At 37.2% G+C, this 17,866-nt stretch carries 16 protein-coding genes, 6 tRNA genes and 1 rRNA gene; 2 read left to right on the top strand and 21 right to left on the bottom strand.

All coding sequences use genetic code 11. The features are described 5' to 3' along the window. Positions 1–3: 3 nt before the first annotated feature. Both ACP3VS_RS10055 and ACP3VS_RS10060 read right to left on the bottom strand, forming a co-directional pair. On the bottom strand, positions 4–258 hold the full coding sequence (locus ACP3VS_RS10055; protein WP_012296022.1) for a hypothetical protein: 255 nt from the start codon (positions 256–258) through the stop codon (positions 4–6). Positions 259–274: 16 nt separating this feature from the next. Then, positions 275–889, bottom strand: a complete 615-nt coding sequence (locus ACP3VS_RS10060; RefSeq protein ID WP_426388595.1) for a copper amine oxidase N-terminal domain-containing protein — start codon at positions 887–889, stop codon at positions 275–277. 636 nt (positions 890–1,525) lie between these two features. Between ACP3VS_RS10060 and ACP3VS_RS10065 the strand changes: the two genes are divergently transcribed. After that, entirely contained in the window at positions 1,526–1,609 is an 84-nt protein-coding gene (locus ACP3VS_RS10065; RefSeq protein ID WP_426388604.1) for an IS3 family transposase, read from the top strand. A 68-nt stretch (positions 1,610–1,677) separates the two neighbouring features. On the opposite strand, the gene ACP3VS_RS10070 is transcribed toward ACP3VS_RS10065, so the two are convergent. From ACP3VS_RS10070 to ACP3VS_RS10155, 18 genes are all read right to left on the bottom strand, one after another. Beyond that, positions 1,678–2,442, bottom strand: coding sequence for an SDR family oxidoreductase (locus ACP3VS_RS10070; RefSeq protein ID WP_099805414.1), 765 nt, complete (start codon positions 2,440–2,442; stop codon positions 1,678–1,680). A 553-nt stretch (positions 2,443–2,995) separates the two neighbouring features. After that, positions 2,996–3,520 carry an AAA family ATPase gene (locus ACP3VS_RS10075; protein WP_012296026.1) on the bottom strand — a complete coding sequence of 175 codons (525 nt, stop codon included), beginning with the start codon at positions 3,518–3,520 and terminating at the stop codon, positions 2,996–2,998. A 418-nt stretch (positions 3,521–3,938) separates the two neighbouring features. Continuing rightward, the gene (locus tag ACP3VS_RS10080; RefSeq protein ID WP_426388596.1) at positions 3,939–5,036 is read right to left on the bottom strand and encodes a DUF4179 domain-containing protein; all 1,098 of its coding nucleotides are present in this window, start codon (positions 5,034–5,036) and stop codon (positions 3,939–3,941) included. Between the two features lie 4 nt (positions 5,037–5,040). Next, complete coding sequence (locus ACP3VS_RS10085) at positions 5,041–5,586, bottom strand: sigma-70 family RNA polymerase sigma factor (protein ID WP_099805422.1); 546 nt, start codon at positions 5,584–5,586, stop codon at positions 5,041–5,043. Positions 5,587–5,870: 284 nt separating this feature from the next. Next, the gene (gene glmS, locus ACP3VS_RS10090; RefSeq protein WP_426388597.1) at positions 5,871–7,673 is read right to left on the bottom strand and encodes a glutamine--fructose-6-phosphate transaminase (isomerizing); all 1,803 of its coding nucleotides are present in this window, start codon (positions 7,671–7,673) and stop codon (positions 5,871–5,873) included. 827 nt (positions 7,674–8,500) lie between these two features. Then, complete coding sequence (locus ACP3VS_RS10095; RefSeq protein ID WP_031416704.1) at positions 8,501–9,016, bottom strand: type 1 glutamine amidotransferase domain-containing protein; 516 nt, start codon at positions 9,014–9,016, stop codon at positions 8,501–8,503. A gap of 126 nt (positions 9,017–9,142) precedes the next feature. Continuing rightward, positions 9,143–10,498, bottom strand: coding sequence for a phosphoglucosamine mutase (gene glmM, locus ACP3VS_RS10100; RefSeq protein WP_426388598.1), 1,356 nt, complete (start codon positions 10,496–10,498; stop codon positions 9,143–9,145). Positions 10,499–10,715: 217 nt separating this feature from the next. After that, complete coding sequence (locus ACP3VS_RS10105) at positions 10,716–11,792, bottom strand: CdaR family protein (protein ID WP_012296034.1); 1,077 nt, start codon at positions 11,790–11,792, stop codon at positions 10,716–10,718. Then, positions 11,785–12,621: a diadenylate cyclase CdaA gene (gene cdaA, locus ACP3VS_RS10110; RefSeq protein WP_012296035.1), complete on the bottom strand. Its 837-nt coding sequence runs from the start codon at positions 12,619–12,621 to the stop codon at positions 11,785–11,787. Before cdaA ends, ACP3VS_RS10105 begins: the two co-directional genes overlap by 8 nt. Before the next feature lie 149 nt (positions 12,622–12,770). Continuing rightward, a complete protein-coding gene (locus ACP3VS_RS10115; RefSeq protein ID WP_426388599.1) occupies positions 12,771–13,397 on the bottom strand; it encodes an anti-sigma factor family protein in 627 nt (208 codons plus the stop codon). Between the two features lie 13 nt (positions 13,398–13,410). Beyond that, positions 13,411–13,974 carry an RNA polymerase sigma factor SigW gene (gene sigW, locus ACP3VS_RS10120; RefSeq protein ID WP_004225410.1) on the bottom strand — a complete coding sequence of 188 codons (564 nt, stop codon included), beginning with the start codon at positions 13,972–13,974 and terminating at the stop codon, positions 13,411–13,413. 133 nt (positions 13,975–14,107) lie between these two features. After that, the gene (gene rocF, locus ACP3VS_RS10125) at positions 14,108–15,013 is read right to left on the bottom strand and encodes an arginase (RefSeq protein ID WP_012296037.1); all 906 of its coding nucleotides are present in this window, start codon (positions 15,011–15,013) and stop codon (positions 14,108–14,110) included. A 185-nt stretch (positions 15,014–15,198) separates the two neighbouring features. Next, positions 15,199–15,271: transfer RNA gene (locus ACP3VS_RS10130), tRNA-Lys, on the bottom strand. Between the two features lie 12 nt (positions 15,272–15,283). Beyond that, a tRNA-Gln gene (locus tag ACP3VS_RS10135) sits at positions 15,284–15,358 on the bottom strand. A 14-nt stretch (positions 15,359–15,372) separates the two neighbouring features. Then, positions 15,373–15,456 (bottom strand) — tRNA-Tyr (locus tag ACP3VS_RS10140). A gap of 18 nt (positions 15,457–15,474) precedes the next feature. Continuing rightward, positions 15,475–15,550 (bottom strand) — tRNA-Val (locus ACP3VS_RS10145). Positions 15,551–15,569: 19 nt separating this feature from the next. Beyond that, a tRNA-Glu gene (locus ACP3VS_RS10150) sits at positions 15,570–15,644 on the bottom strand. 112 nt (positions 15,645–15,756) lie between these two features. Next, positions 15,757–15,833: transfer RNA gene (locus ACP3VS_RS10155), tRNA-Asn, on the bottom strand. A 263-nt stretch (positions 15,834–16,096) separates the two neighbouring features. Between ACP3VS_RS10155 and mbcS the strand changes: the two genes are divergently transcribed. After that, positions 16,097–17,674 (top strand): acyl-CoA synthetase MbcS, encoded by a 1,578-nt coding sequence (gene mbcS / locus ACP3VS_RS10160; protein WP_012296038.1) that lies wholly within the window; start codon positions 16,097–16,099, stop codon positions 17,672–17,674. A 105-nt stretch (positions 17,675–17,779) separates the two neighbouring features. Here mbcS and rrf read toward each other — a convergent pair. Next, positions 17,780–17,866: ribosomal RNA gene (rrf, locus tag ACP3VS_RS10165) — 5S ribosomal RNA — on the bottom strand; the annotation flags it as partial.

Here is a 17,866-nt window from a genome sequence, read left to right on the forward strand (position 1 = left end):
CCACTATGTTCTTTTGGTTTTTCGATCACTCTTTTTTGAAATTTGATTGGCAGCTTGAACTTCAAAATTTGTCCAATCTAGTTGGACAAGCTCTTTCTCTTTCTCCGTCATGTCTTTTTCTTGTTGCGCAGTAATTTGAAGATCATTTGAATGGTTTGTTTTTGCTTGTATTGAAGTGTTTATTTGCGTTAATAGTACGGCAGATAACATCACCCCTGATGCGCCTAATATCCATTTCGCTTTTTTCGGATCTTTCATTGTTCACCATTCCTTCCTATTTGATTAAAAGTTGACATAAAAACATTTGATTGTCTTCTTGCCATTCGACCACATAGCCTAAGCCATTTGTAATGACACTGATTGGTACATAGAGTTCCTCATTTAAATAGAATGAAGATGCAGGTAACGGTGTTTTAACATTGTTATCATAGACAACATTAGTACCTGAGCGAAAAACTAGTTCATTCTCTTGATATTGTATATCTAAAATTTTGCTTGTTTTGTAAAAGGTAGCTTTTGCTCCTAAAAGCTGTGCCACTGTTTTCCCTGGTACAAAAAACTCCCCGTCTTTTGGGATAACATAAAAATTTAATTCTTTATTCATACCTACTACTTTCAAATTGACTAATTTTGACATGCTGAAAGGCAAAACCTCTTTCTCCATAACTAATTCTCTTGTCCAAATATTCCAAGTACCTTTTTCGTATACTTCACCATTCGTATTATAGGATTCATCTTCATCATCATATTCGTAACGATCATCATCGTCGTACTTCTCATGTTTCTTATACTCGTGTTCATGGTCATCATCAGCTCGAACACTTAATCCAAAAGTGAATGTACAAGTTACTAAAAAAGCCAATATCAAACTGATTCTCTTTTTTTTCATGGATACTACCCCCTTCATTTGACTACATTGTAGCTAAGAAAAATGATAGGAATCTGAAATTTAATTTTTTTTACATAAAAAATTAAACTATCTCCAAGTTAGTTTCACCTAACTCTGGATATATCTTTTACTTTTACAATTGCTTTTTTATTTGTGGTTTATTATATAAATTAGATAATTTCTAGAGCTGCTTCTTAAAAGCCATTGCTAAGCAATAGTGATGCATTGAAAAAGACGCGCCCTTTAATGGAATAACCTACATTTAACTTCGTGCCACATTTTAATCATTTGCTTTTGATGACATGCAATTAAAGTACCTCAGAAACCCATATTTTACGGCAAATAAAAGAATCCATATTAATAGAAGGTATGATCATAATAGATTCTTTTCTTGCATATTTCGGTTTCGATTTTATTAAATAAATCGGATCATTTTCTAACTATGCTGTTCAACAATTGAGCCCGATTGCTAGGCATCGATAAATCCACTCTGTTTCTCGTAATCTGGAACTGGATTTCCCTCTGTAAATGGGGCCAATCGTTCAACATACTTCCATAATGAAGGACGATTAACATCTGAACTAAAAATTTGAAAGTATAGAACATTTCATTTCGAATTGGAGAGGTACATTTACTATTTACAATAACCAACGAATGAAAGAAAAATTAAAAGGAATGAGCCCTGTCCAATACAGAGTTCATTCCTCAGTAACTGCTTAAAAATATGTGTCTAACTTTTTCGGGTGTCTTCATTTGAAGTTCCGTATAAATTCGTTATCTTACAGGTTCTATAGATGAGATCCTCCACTTGCATCGAGTAATTGACCAGTTACCCAACGGCTGTCTGAGGAAGCAAGAAAGGCGGCAATATCTGCCACATCCTCGGGTTCTCCCCATCTATTGAAGATTGAAAGACCAGCCGCATATTTTTGCCCATCAAGGTTTTCCAAAGTCTCAGCATTCATCTCCGTATTAATAATTCCAGGTTGGATGGCGTTTACCGTAATATCACGGCTCCCTAGTTGCTTGGCTAGAAGACGCGTAAAAGTGTCGATAGCACCTTTGGACATACTGTATGTGAAGACACTTGGCGAAGCTGCACGTGTCACAAAAGAAGAAATATTAATAATACGTCCTCCATCTTTTAAACGTGGCAAAGCTTGCTGAGTAACAAAAAGTGGTGCTTTAACATTAATCTTCATTACCTCCTCAAATGATTCTTCCGTCGTCTCTTCTAAACTCATAATTTGACCTATTCCAGCATTGTTGACAAGAATATCGAATCCGACACCGCCCATATATCCCCGAATAGTATCATCCAAAGTAGTAAATAAATCTTGAATACCATCTAGAGTACTGAGGTCAGCACCAATTGCGCAAGCATTTCCTCCGCTTTGTTCGATCTGGTGAACAACTGCTTCTGCCTCATTACGCCTTTTCCCGTAATGAACGATGACAAAGGCTCCCTCTTGAGCCAGACGCAATGCAATACTGCGGCCAATTCCTCGACTTGACCCTGTAACTAAAGCGATTTTGCCTGTTAACTTACTCATGCTTCCATCTCCTTGTTCAAACAAAGTTATATTACATAGAGAATTATATCAAGGAACATTATTTGAAATGTTGCTCTCCTATTCGGTTTCAAAGGGGTGTTTCATCACAGTTTTATTTCATTTCTAGAGCGTGACTTTCATATAAAAATGTTATTCAACCATATGGCTACTTAGATGAAGGAAAGTCGCATTCTTTACTAAAGAAATGCATTTTGTGTGCCATAATAAAAACCATAAACAAAAACCCTGATACAGCAATACACTGTACCAAGGTTTGTATTTTATAGTTATCATCACTCATGTATTCTGTTTAAGTGTTCTGTATACAACTTTATTGTAACTCAATACTGTTGGTTTGGAATAAAGTTTGATTAAAAATGCCTCGCAAATTCCTTATTTTACGTTAAATAAGAAGAATCCCTTTTGAAAAAAGATTGACCAAAAGGGATTCTTCTTTAGCTGTTTTAAGTCAGGCCTTATAAAAAAGTTTGAGTATTTTCTACCTGTGTTGCTCCACAATCGCGCCCTTTAATTGAATAAAAATATTTACAACTCATTTCTTTATGTAATTTACAACGTCATTAATATAACTATCGATAGGTTCGCCAGTATTTACAACCAAGCACTGATAATCAGCGGGTCTTTTACTATTGACTAATGTATATTTAAAATTCTCTTCGGAAGTTACCTCACTTATTTGACTTATCATTCTTTCTCGATTTTTCAATCTAAAATTAATCTCTTGAAAATCATCAAGGTAGCACTCAATATATTTGTACTTCACATTATATTTTTTAGACATAGCAATTCCTCGATCTACCATTTCTTGATAAAGGCAAGGGCTATCAAATACTACATTTTGTCCTTGTGATAAGTAAAATTCAATTAAAGACCAATCAATATTATATGAAATCTTACCAGTTAATTTTGAATCGATTTGAATTTCTTCTGTTGACTGTAATAAAGCAGATTTTACAATATCGTGGTCTATTATGACTGCTCCTGTACGCTCAGCAATTTGACGAGAAAGTGTAGACTTCCCAGACCCAGGAAAGCCAGACATTTGAACAAAAAACATGTTAATCCCTCACTTCTTCTACTATAAATAAAGTATCTATGGCAATAACGAAAAACTCTTATTAAATAACCAAGTTGTTCTCAAGAACTATCCCTAAATTTTAACATAAATATACAATTCTCTTTAGAGGCAGTTATTCAACTAAATGGCCCTTTAAAAGAAAAAGACGCGTTCCTAAATAAACGCGTCCTTTAATGGAATAACTAAAATATGGGCTTATTCCTAAAATCGCTTATAGCTCTGAATACGCTATACAAGGTACTCATTGGTTAGTTTTGTATGGAAATAATGTTGTACGTCTTGTTGGTAATAAAACTATTATGATAAATACAGGAACTGCTCAAGTTAAAGCTTTTAAATCTAACGGAGCACTACTTGGTACTTATTATTTTGAGGTGAAAAGATAGTTTGAAGTTTTTTATTCTTTTGAGTTAATTGGTATTGTTATTTCTAGTTCTGGAATGTATTGAATCTTCGGATCACCGTTTTCATCCAGTTGGTATGATCCCTCAAAGTCATAAAGATGAATATACGGTTTAATTGTAATAGCTTTTGGTAAGGTTTCAAATGGATGAACACGTAAATCCATGATGAAATCGCTATTTCCTTTATTTGTCTCACGGCCACCATTGCCATTAATTAGTTTTAGTTCACGCCCTTGTTCATCATAAACTTCGATACGTATTCCTTCCCGGAAATCTACAGAAGTTGATTTATCAAGCAAGGCTATTCTTGTTGTAATACTAGTTGTTATGGGAGTTAGTATAATTTGTTCAATAGTAAACTGATTATTTTTGTATTTTCTACTTATATTAGGCTGTAGGTTTATATAGTTACCTATATCCCTCACTGGAATATCCATTTTAAAAGGTTCAGAAATCCCAGTTATTGTAGTGGATAATGTCAAATTAAACTTCTTTTGGAAAGGTCTTCCATCTTGATTTTCCAAATCTGCAAATTCAAGAACTGCGGAATTATTATCCTTACTTGGTTGCATATAAACACCACTATAATTAGTGTGATTCAGTGGTTCACCATTTAGTGAAAATTCAATATTACTCATTTGATCTGATAAACTTTCTTTTGAATTTTCACCTTCTTTATGATGGCCTTCAATCCCAATTGCAACACGTGTACCATCATACACTACTTCTGTTACATTTAATGTAAAGCCTTCATGCGTAACGCTTGTATTCAATTTTGTTGAGAGCCCCTTTTCATCCGCGGCGTGTAGACCAAGATCCCTTGTAAATTTAAAAACAGATGATAATAAAGGCACTTCTTTCATCGCCGCCGCCATCGTTGGTGAAATTAAACCCGTGACAATAATCAAACTAAAAATCATTGCTACAGATGCTGTAACTCCTAAATATATCTTTACGTGAGATGGCTTTTCTTTACTTATTTTTTTTAATATACGCTTTTCCCATTTCTTTTTCTCGAAGTTTGTAAGGTCTTGTTCTTCATAATGTTCCAAATCAATATTCATATCATTTAAATCTTTATAAATAGACATATTCTCACTCCTCACACTTCATTTTTTGAACTAAAAAACTTTTAAGCTTTTTACGTCCTCTGGAAAGCTTGTTATAAACCCAAGACTCTTTCGCATCAAATTCTTTTGCTATTTCACTTGAAGTGGTTCCTTCTAAATAGTATTTTTCAAAGATTTTCCGTTCACTAGCTGACAATTGCTCAAGGAGTTCCTCAACGCAGTTTTCTTCTAATGGTTGTTTTGCCTTTACCATAGATTCATCAATTTCTGAAACTGAAAATTGCTGATTTTGTATGGTAATTTGTCTTCTTTGATAATCAATTGCTTTATACTTTGCAATCGCTGCAATCCATTGTTTGAATGAATTTTTCTTAGGATCAAAGGAATGAATATTATTCCATATCGATAATAAAACATCATCAAGGCATTCTTCATAATCTTGCTGCTGGTAATTTAAATGACGTTTAATGATCGCTGTAAGTAAACCACCATACTGATTAATAATAAAAGGAATTGCTTTTTCATTTTTTTTCTGTATGTGTTGTACAACATTGTTCTCTGTAATTTTCAATTGTTCACCCCGCTCAATGAATATTGGTACCTACTATGTAATACGAAATGAATACGATAAATCTATCACAAAAGAAAAAAAGAATAACAGAAATGTTAATCTTTAAAAAATTCCCTTTATATAATTTGAAAACCTACAATTCTTCACAATCTTATCTATACAAAAAACATCCTGCATATCAACACAGGATGTTTAATCAAACTTTAATATAAATTATCGAACTTTGTTTTAAATGATCAAATTTTTTTATAAAACTACAAACACACTTCTAGCATAAAACTCAATTATTCAACTGTCACCGATTTAGCTAAGTTACGTGGTTTATCCACATCACAACGACGGTGGAGTGCTGCATAGTAGCTGATTAACTGTAATGGCACTACCGATACAAGTGGCGTTAGGTATTCGTGAACATGCGGAATGACTAATCGGTCGCCATCCTCATCAATACCAGCCATCGCGATAATACATGGATATGCACCACGTGCAGCAACTTCTTTCACATTACCACGGATGTTTAGCCCAACTGATGCTTGTGTAACAAGTGCAAACACTGGTGTTCCTTCTTCAATTAAAGCAATTGTTCCGTGTTTAAGCTCACCGCCAGCAAAGCCTTCTGCTTGGATATAAGAGATTTCCTTTAGTTTTAAGGCCCCTTCAAGGCTCACGTAGAAGTCCATATTACGACCAATAAAGAATGCATTACGCGCGATTTTTAAGTAGTCTTCTGCGATGTCTTCTAATACATCTTTTGAGTCAATAATTGTTTGGATACCGTTTGCGGCAATCGCAAGCTCTTGTTTTAAATCAAATTCTAAGCCGGTGCCATTTGCTTTTGCTGTTACATAGGCTGCTAGAGCAAGGACTGCTACTTGCGCCACATATGCTTTTGTAGAAGCTACAGCTATTTCTGGACCCGCATGTAATAACAACGTGTGATCAGCTTCACGTGATAGTGTTGAGCCAGGTACATTTGTAATTGTTAATGTTGGGTAGCCAAGCTCTTTAATTTTTACTAGAACCTGACGGCTGTCTGCTGTTTCCCCTGATTGTGTAATAAAGATAAATAAAGGTCTTTTTGAAAGTAATGGAATATTATAGCCGAATTCACTAGAAATATGAACTTCTACTGGGATACCAGCCATTTTTTCAAAATATTGTTTACCAATGAGCCCTGCATGATAGCTTGTGCCCGCCGCAATAATATATAAACGATCTGCAGCTCGCAATGCTTCTAAAATTTCGGTATCAATTGTTAGATCGCCATTATCACCCTCATACGCTTGAATAATTTTGCGTATGACTGTAGGCTGCTCATCCATTTCTTTTAACATATAATGAGGATATGTTCCCTTTTCAATGTCGCTCATATCAAGCTCTGCTGTATATGGTGCACGTTCCACTACAGAACCATCTAGTTTTGTAATTTCAACGCTAGCCTTTTGTACAATTACAACCTCTTTGTCGTGTAGCTCTACATATTGGTCTGTCACTTGCAGCATAGCCATTGCATCCGAAGCAACAACATTGAAGTCTTCACCAATTCCAACTAAAAGTGGAGATTTATTTTTCGCTACAAAGATTGTATCAGCGGCTTCTGCATCTAATAGTGCAAGCGCATATGAACCATGTAGTAAAGATAACGTTTTACGGAAAGCATCTGCTGTGCTTAAACCTTCTTTTACAAACAACTCTACTAATTGCACGATAACCTCTGTATCTGTATCAGATTTCATTGGAATACCTTTTAAGTATGTTTTTTGTAATAGATGATAGTTTTCAATTACCCCATTATGCACAAGCGTAAAACGCCCTGATGCACTTTGATGCGGATGAGCATTTAAACGATTTGGTACTCCATGTGTAGCCCAACGTGTATGACCAATACCAATTTTCGCAGCAACATCTTCATCTACCGCTTCTCGTAAGTCTGCGATACGTCCTTTTTCTTTAAAAACCGTTACGCCTTCTTCATTACGGACTGCAATGCCCGCTGAATCATAACCACGATATTCTAGCTTTTCTAAACCTTTTAATAAAATTTCCTTTGCATCTGATTCACCAATATATCCTACAATTCCACACATAAATTCTCGTCCTCCGATATTGTCAATTTAACGCAATGACAAAGTAGACCTCATCTACCGAATTTTTTGAATGGACAAGCAAACTTTATTTTAAATAAAATAAAGCACTTTCGTACATGCAATGAACTCATTCAGCCATCTGAATGGAGCATTCGATATGTGAAGTTTTCTTCTATTCATCTATTGCTTTACGATACCTTCTCCATTTCCTGTACATTCAATCACTCAAATGCTTTCAAAATGAAAAATGACAATCGGGTATGTCGATCGGGAGGTATCCGCCGAATTTTCGATAAACCTCCACCTCGTCTGCTGAAGATTCTTTTCGTCCAATTTCTTCAGCTCAGGCGCTATAATTGTTTTCCGATTTTACGCTCTCTTTCCTCCTTTTGCGTTCGTTCAAGAACAAGGTCGGACCTCGTCTTCAACTTCTCCATCATACTCAATCATATGCTATCCGTCAAACTTTCGTTATAAAAAATACCTAGTACCCTTGCTTTTTCGTGACAAATATGTAGACAAACAATTGCTAGTGCTAGAAAAACCTTGAAAAACACACTACTTAGCATTACTTAGTACGGATTGTTTTGTTAGTGGGGGTGATTTGGTGGAGAATCTGAAGAAAATGCTTAAAGGCAGGCAGGAATCGTATTAGAAATCATTAGTCGTGACGAAATTTATGGATATGAAGTTGTCACGCAACTTACGAGTACGGGCTTTAAGGGTATCGCCAGAATACACATTGATCTTGGTCAAACAACAAATGTGCCCAGCGCATTATACAAAAGAAACAAAAGGCACAAGCAAAAGCTGCTTGTGCCTTTTTGTTATTTACTAGCTAATAAATTTACTATTTCTCTATTAAAGGCAGGTAGGTCATCTGGTGTTCTACTTGTCACGAGTTGCTTTTGGCAGACGAATACTTCCTCATCGTGGAATTTTGCCCCTGCGTTTTCTAAATCTACTTGAATGGATTTATAACCTGTAGCGTCACGACCATTTAGTGTTTTTGCCGTAATTAGCAGCTGCGGTCCATGACAAATGGCAAAGGTTGGTTTCATATCATCCATAAAGGATTTTACAAACGCCACTACACGATCATCGGCGCGTAAGATATCTGGAGAAAAACCACCAGGTATAAACAGTGCATCAAAATCAGTCGCTTTTACATCATCAATGCCTTTATCAATTTTTACTGTTTCCCCATGTTTCCCTTTTACCTCTTTTCCTGCCTCTGTATCAATTGTTACTAGCTGATGTCCAGCCGCTTCTAAGGCTTCTTTAGGACTTGTAAATTCACTATCCTCGAACATATCGGTAATAACTGTAGCAATTTTAGCCATATCCATCAAACACTCCTTGTTATTGTGACTCCTTTTTACTGTTCCCCATCTTTGCTATTTAAAACATCCTTTTTCAAACAAGAAAAACTCGACCTCCTAAAAACGGAAATCGAGTTAAGTTTATATTTACTTGTCTGTTAAGCCCATTTCTGCACGCACAACATCTGCAATACGCTCAACAAAACGCTCACAAGCTGTTTCAGTAGCAGCTTCCACCATTACACGAACAAGCGGCTCAGTACCTGAAGGACGTACTAAAACACGACCATTCCCTGCCATTTCAGCTTCTACCTCTGCAATCACAGCGGCCACTTTCGTATTTTCAGTCACCGCATGCTTGTCTGTTACACGAACATTGACAAGACGCTGAGGATAGATTTTCATCTCGGCAGCAAGCTCTGACAGCTTCTTACCTGTCGCTTTCATAATGTTGACAAGCTGAATACCTGTTAGTAGACCATCGCCCGTTGTATTAAAATCTAAGAAAACAATATGCCCTGATTGCTCGCCACCTAAATTGTAATCATTAGCACGCATTTCCTCTACGACATAACGATCCCCTACTGCAGTTTGTATGCTTTGCATACCGTTATCTTCTACTGCCTTATAGAAGCCCATATTGCTCATAACGGTTGACACAATAGTTTGCTTCTTTAAACGACCAACTGCATTTAAATACTTGCCAATAATAAACATAATTTGATCGCCGTCAACAATTTTACCGTTTTCATCTACAGCAATTAAACGGTCACCGTCTCCATCAAACGCTAGACCCACATCTGCATCCTTTTCTAATACAAATTTAGCTAGTCCCTCTGGGTGAGTTGAACCTACACCATCATTAATATTTAAACCATTTGGAGAAGAACCCATTGTAGAAATGTCAGCCTCTAGGTCCGCAAAAAGATGCGTCGCTAATGATGAGGTAGCACCATGTGCACAGTCTAATGCTACATGGATACCATCAAATTCTTCATCCACTGTTTGTTTTAAGTATTGAATGTACTTTTGTCCGCCTTCGAAATAGTCACTTACAGATCCTAAATCTGCCCCAATTGGACGTGGTAATGTATCCTCTTGAGCATCAAGTAAAATTTCTATTTCCTCTTCTTGTGCATCTGTTAGCTTAAAGCCATCTGGGCCGAAGAATTTAATGCCGTTGTCAGCTACTGGGTTATGCGAAGCTGAAATCATGACGCCTGCATCTGCGCTCATAATACGAGTAAGGTATGCAACACCTGGTGTTGAAATAATTCCAAGGCGCATTACCTCTACCCCAATTGATAAAAGACCAGCAACAAGTGCACCTTCCAGCATCTCGCCTGAAATACGTGTGTCACGACCAATTAAAACCTTAGGACGGTCAGTTGCATCTTTCGTTAAAACATAGCCACCTATACGGCCAAGTTTAAATGCAAATTCCGGTGTTAGTTCACTATTGGCGACGCCACGGACGCCATCTGTTCCAAAATATTTACCCATTCTACTTATTCTCTCCTTCAATGCAAGACTGTGTCACATTCATCATAGACACTTGTCCGCTTACTTTTGGAAAAGTCTGCTTTTGTTCATTCATTGGTAATTTTTCGTAATCCACTCAGTTAGTTTGTTTGGTGAATATATTGCGATCTACCCACCAAACCAAACTCCAGTTAAATTTTTGATTTAGAATCAAAATAAAATTATAGTCAGATATTGTTTAAGAATCAATATCTTCCGTTTCTTCAGTTGGCGTATTTTTATCAGTCGTAGTACTATCATCCTTCACATCAGTTTCCTCAGTAGGGGGTGGCGTTTCCTCTGTAGAAGCCGGTGTTTTCTGCTCTTCTTCTTTCTCTACTTTTGTAATATCTGCCTTCACTTTTATTTTCTTATCAGATATTTTTGTCACACCATCTGGTAATTTTACATCAAACTCATAAGTTTTTGATTCAGTAATTTTTGACAAATCTACTACAATTGGAATTTCTGTTAAACCATCAATAATCGATTTTCTGCCATATACTTTAATCATTTTTTGCGTAAATGTTAAAGAATTGATTGTAATATCATCCGAGGCTTGCCCTGTTTCTCTAATAACAACTGGGAGTTCTCGGCTATACTCCCCAATATCTACTTGAACATTAACGGTATCAGGTTCAATTGTTACATCAAGCTTATTTAAATCTCGATCTAATACTTTTACTGCCGCGTCCTGAGAGAATGATTGCTTCAAGCCTGGCTCTCCAGCAACAGTGGCTTTTACATAGCTGATGCTTTCAATAGCACTTTTTGCCCCTGTCACGTAAACAGTCGGTGGATCGGCTACCATATCCTTTAAAATATACCCTTCTTCGATTAGTCGAGTATTCATTTCTGGGTCTACTCGGAACTCCTTCGTGACCTTTTCCTCAATATTTACATGAATAGTTGCAGGGTCTAATGTAACCTTTAACTTATCAGAAATATTTTCGTATTGTAGCTTAACATCATGCTCGCCAATCAATAGATTACTTAAATCAACGAATACTGAGAAATCCTTTGTTGCCCTTGTTTTTATAACTACAGGCATTGGTCCTTTTATCTTCACATCTACTGTTTCAGGTAATCCTGTTACAATCAGATTCTCATTATCATAATAAACATCTACTGGTACATCACGAATAATATCAGTCTGTTCAGTGGTAGTTGTTGTATTGATTGGCGAAAGCTCGGTACGAACTGAGAAAAAAAGCAAAAATGCTAAAAATAGCGCGATGATTCTTAGTACCCAAGGACTATCCATCATTTTATCCATTCTTTTTCCCCCTCCAAGTTAACTTAGAGGCTGCATTTGACTCTTGTGCTGATCCGAACCACATTTTTCGTAATAGTGTCTCGAACTCCTCTAGAGAAAGATTACGATGGAGATTGCCATTCAACGTAATACTAATGGCTCCTGTTTCTTCTGAGACAACGATAGTTATCGCATCCGTCACTTCACTTAAGCCAAGTGCAGCACGGTGGCGTGTCCCTAACTCTTTTGAAATAAATGGACTTTCAGATAGAGGTAAATAGCAAGCTGCTGCTGTAACTTTATCTCTTTGCATAATTACCGCCCCATCATGTAATGGCGTATTCGGTATAAAGATATTAATGAGCAATTCTGAAGAAATTTCAGCATTTAGACCTATGCCTGTTTCAATATATTCGTTAAGACCTGTTTCTTTTTCAATTGAAATTAACGCACCTATTCGACGTTTAGCCATATAACTTACAGATTTTTTCATAGCCTCTATAAGCCTTGTTTGCTCCTCGTCTTCTTGACTAGATGAACGTTGGAAAAGCTTCCCTCTACCAATTTGTTCTAAGCCTCGTCTGATTTCAGGTTGGAAAATAATAATAATCGCCAAGAAACCAAATTCAATGACCTGCTGTAGCATCCAGCCTAACGTTTGTAACCCTAAAAGGTCTGTTGCAATTCGTGCAATAATAATGACGAAAATTCCCTTAAGTAATTGGACAGCCTTCGTACCTTTAATGAGGGTTAAGACCTTATAAACAACGTACCAAACGAGCAGTACATCGATGAAGTTAATAACAATATTCACAGGCGTTAAATCTGTGAAATGTTCAATAATTTGCACGTGGCATCCCCCACTTTTCATTACGAATCCATACACATTCAAGTATAGCACATTCTTATCAAATGTAACTTTTTTCAAATAAAAAGTCTACTCAGAAGAGTAGACCTTTCAGCCTCTCACGTGCACTATTTTTTAGGACGTATAGAGTGTTATTTAGTTTCTTCTTTTTCATCAAATGTCATGGCTGTTTTTACAGAGTTTTTAATCGTATACCATAACCATTCAAATACTTCGTCAATTTCTTCAATTCTCCCTGAAACTACCGCTGAAGATGCCATGTATTGCCCGTTTATGACTGTGACGTTACCATCAACTTCTCCTTCAACAACCAAATCGCCATTTTTCACCACAATATCGCCCTTTACAACTTCCCCTGCGGGTACGATAACCGTTTGACCATCTACAACTAAATTGGGCTGCTTGGTCACAGAGAAATGCTGGTCATCCATAAAGCTTCCTAGCAAGGTAGCACTCATAAATAAACAAAATACTGCTGCTGCCACAAAAAATGGATGTCGGTGTATCCATTTTTGTATACCTACTCGACTTTTCGGTTTTGGTAAACGAGCCATTACTGCTGCTTCAAAATCCGGAGGCGCTGTAATATGGGAAGCACTCTTCACAAAGGCGATTGTTTCACTCAATTCATGCATCAACTGTTTACAATCATTACATGTATGCAAGTGTTGCTTTAACTCTTGCTCATGCTCACGACTAATGTCACCGTCTAAATAATCATGCATATAATCAATAATATGCTCTGGACAAGTATTCATGACGCTCCCCCTCCTACAGATTGTTTAACTGCTTACGTAATGCCTCACGTCCGCGGTGAATTCTCGTTTTCACCGTTCCAAGTGGCATATCTAAAATCTCGCTAATCTCTTGCAACGATAACTCTTCTATATATTTCAATACTATAACCGAACGGTATTTATCCGGCAAACGTCCAATTTCGTATTGAATGCGATCTTGCAGCTCCATTTGCTCTAACTGCTCCTCTGGTAGCTGGTCATCTGCTGCGATTTGTGAATACATATCAAGCCCTTCTGTACCAGCTACTTCTGCATCTAAATAATAATCCGGTTTCTTTTTCCGAATACGATCTATACAGAGGTTTGTCGCAATGCGATAAAGCCACGTCGAAAACTTTCTTTTCTGATCAAAAGTATGCAAATTCATATATGCCCGAACAAAAGCTTCCTGAGCAATATCTTCAGATTCTTGTTTGTTACCTAACATTCGATAGCATACTTGGTACAGTTTGTGCTGATAGAGACTCACAATATCGGCAAATGCGTTTTGATCGCCTTTAAGCACTTGTTTTATTCTCTTATTTACTAACGCATCCATTGTGTTGACTTCTCCACCTTTACAACTGTCTTATACTATACGACCCATCGATAAGAAAAGTTTCGTTTTATTTCAATTATAGCAAAAGATTTTTATGCAATGTGGCGACAGGCAATTTTTTGAATATTTTTGTTTAAACTAACGTTTCTCCAAATAAAGAGCCCATTAAAGCAACAGCTACATTTGCCGTTGTATTTTTCTCATCTAATATCGGATTCACTTCTACAAACTCCGCAGAGGTTAACATTCCAGACTCTTGTAGCATTTCCATTGCTAAATGACTTTCACGATACGTAATTCCACCTGGCACTGGTGTTCCAACCCCTGGTGTATAAAGAGGGTCAAGTCCATCTAAATCAAGCGATAGGTGCAATCCATCAACATTACGCTCTTTTAAATAGGCAAGTGCATCTTCCATAACACGCGTCATGCCAAGTCGATCAATTTCATGCATTGTGTACACTTTAATTCCTTGTTCACGAATCAAGTCACGCTCACCAGGATCTACAGAGCGAGCTCCGATGATAATAACGTTTTCTGGCTTAATTTTCGGCACACTATTACGAATTTGAACTAAACGTTCATGCCCAAGTCCAATACTAACTGCTAAAGGCATTCCATGTATATTGCCAGAAGGTGTAGTTTCAGGTGTATTTAAATCTGCATGTGCATCATACCAAATAACACCTAGATTTTTATAATGTTCTCCTAATCCTGCAAGTGTACCAATAGCAATACTATGGTCTCCACCAAATACAAGTGGGAATTTTTTTTGTTCGACTACTTCATGTACACTATTAGCCAAAGCTGTACTAACTTCGACAACTTCCTCTAAATTTAATAACTTTTCGTCTACTGCTGCATTTGCTTGCTTTTGACTTACACGAATATCCCCTTGATCTTGTACCTCGTGTCCAATACTTGTTAAACGTTCAACAACGCCTGCATAACGAATAGCACTTGGTCCCATATCTACGCCTCGACGTGTTTGTCCGTAATCTGTTGGTACTCCAATAATAGAAATATTAAGTTTATTCATGTTTTTATACCCCCTAAAAGTTATAAGACTATTGTAAAGCCTACTTACCAATTGGCTCAACCCAACAAAAAAACGCATATTTATTCATTATAAATCAACATAAAAAAATCTCCTACTGTTTTCAGCAAGAGATTAGTTATCTGTATTTATTATATCACTTTTGAATATATTTTATTCTATAAAAGTGAGCCATGAAGGACTCGAACCTTCGACCCTCTGATTAAAAGTCAGATGCTCTACCAACTGAGCTAATGGCTCATAAAAGAAAAATGGCTGGGGTACTAGGATTCGAACCTAGGCATGACGGAATCAAAATCCGTTGCCTTACCGCTTGGCTATACCCCAATCATTTATAAAACTGGTGGAGGGGGACGGATTCGAACCGCCGAACCCTAAGGAGCGGATTTACAGTCCGCCGCGTTTAGCCACTTCGCTACCCCTCCGAAATAACACAATAATAATGGTGGAGGATGACGGGCTCGAACCGCCGACCCTCTGCTTGTAAGGCAGATGCTCTCCCAGCTGAGCTAATCCTCCATCTGGGTATAAAAATGAATGGTGACCCCTACGGGATTCGAACCCGTGTTACCGCCGTGAAAGGGCGGTGTCTTAACCACTTGACCAAGGGGCCATATGTACGTCTCAAACAAGACAATAATTATAATAACATTATTTCTACATTCTTGCAACACTTTTCTACAATTTTTTTATGTATAAAACCATCTTAAAAATGAGCAAAAAAATGGCTCCGAAGGCAGGACTCGAACCTGCGACAACCTGATTAACAGTCAGGTGCTACTACCAACTGAGCTACTTCGGAACAATACTATTCGTATGTCTTAGACAACCTCTTAAGTACATTTATTATTATAGCAAGCATTCTAAATAATGCAACACATTTGTGAAAAATTTTATATTTTTTGTCGAGGCCTTCTTAAATATAACTTAGAAAGCAAAATAGTTCTCTATTAAATCTAATATTTCTATTTTGTGTATTAAATATTCTTGCTGTATATTATTGCAATTGTTAAAATGAAAATAGTTTTACGAATTTTCTATCATTTCAGGGGGAGGAATGTTCAAATGGTAATAAAGGATTTAATTGCACCGGATGTTTATAACATTACAGAGGAATTAGAAAAATTTTCGCAAGATAGTGAACGCCAAGCTATACGTTGGTTAAATACACAACAAGAGAGGCAAACAGTTACTTACGTAGAGCTTGTTCAAAAAATGAATCAATACGCTAATGCCTTTACGAAGAAGGGGCTTCAAAAAGGAGATCGTGTATTAGTTATTATTCCTCGCCTACCAGAGGCCTATTTTGTTTTCCTAGGCTGTTTAAAAGCGGGTATTGTTCCTATTTCATGCTCAGAAATGTTGCGCGCAAGTGATTTAGAGTATCGTATGGAGCATTCTTCTGCTAGTGCTGTGATCGCCTATGAAGCATTTACTAGTGAAGTAGATAAAATCTCTTCTTCTGTCAATACTTTAAAAAACAAAATGGTCATTGGCACAGCTACAGGAGATTGGTCTTCTTTAGATGAATTGGCTAGCTCGCAACCAAATACATTTACTGCTGTTGCTACTAAACGCGATGACATGGCGTTCCTTTCTTATACTTCTGGAACAACAGGTAAGCCTAAGGGTGTCGTTCATTCTCATGGTTGGGGCTACGCGCATATTCGAACAGCGGCTGCACAGTGGCTTTGTGTACGTGAAGGAGACTTAGTATGGGCTACTGCTGCTCCAGGTTGGCAAAAATGGATTTGGAGTCCTTTCCTATCCACCATTATGTTGGGGGCTACAGCCTTTGTTTATCATGGTGGGTTTGATGCAAAAACATATCTTCGCCTGTTGCAGGATGAAAAAATTAATGTTCTCTGCTGCACTCCAACTGAATATCGTATCATGGCGAAGCTTGAGAATTTAAAAGACTATAATCTATCCTCTCTGCGTAGTGCTGTCTCTGCTGGTGAACCATTAAATCGACCAGTCATTGAAACATTTAAGAATCACTTTGATCTAAAAGTCCGCGATGGTTATGGTCAAACAGAAAATACATTACTCATTGGTACTCTGGAAAACACAGAGTTACGTCCTGGTTCCATGGGTGTCCCAACTCCAGGTAATATTGTACGTATTATCGACAATGAAGGAAATGAGGCACCTGTTGGCGAGGTTGGAGATATTGCCATACACAAATCATCGCCAGCGTTGTTTAAAGAGTATTATCGGGAGCCTGAACGCACACAAGCGGCATTCCGTGGTGAATGGTACATTACTGGTGATCAAGCGAAATGTGATGAAGATGGTTATTTTTGGTTTGAAGGTCGAGGCGACGATATAATTATCTCATCTGGTTACACTATTGGTCCCTTTGAAGTAGAAGATGCCTTAAACAAGCATGATGCTGTACAAGAGTGCGCAGTTGTGGCTGCTCCAGATGAAATTAGAGGGCATATTGTCAAAGCCTATGTAATCTTACGAGATGGCTATAAGGAACACAATGAAGAAGAATTAATTAAGGAGCTACAGGAGCATGTAAAAGCACTGACTGCGCCTTATAAATATCCTCGTAGTATTGTCTTTATCGATGAGTTACCAAAAACAACATCTGGGAAAATTCGTCGTATCGAACTACGAGCAGCAACTGTCTAAATATAGTAAGGAGGCATTTTCTTTGAATGAAATGCCTCCTTTTACTTTTTAGAATTTTAAACAAAAAAAAAGCCACTACTGAGTGTATCAGTAGCGACTTTTTGCGCCTAGCGATGTCCTACTCTCACAGGGGGAAGCCCCCAACTACCATCGGCGCTAAAGAGCTTAACTTCCGTGTTCGGTATGGGAACG

The sequence above is a fragment of the Lysinibacillus sp. VIII_CA genome (genome assembly GCF_049943995.1).
GTDB lineage: Bacteria > Bacillota > Bacilli > Bacillales_A > Planococcaceae > Lysinibacillus > Lysinibacillus pinottii.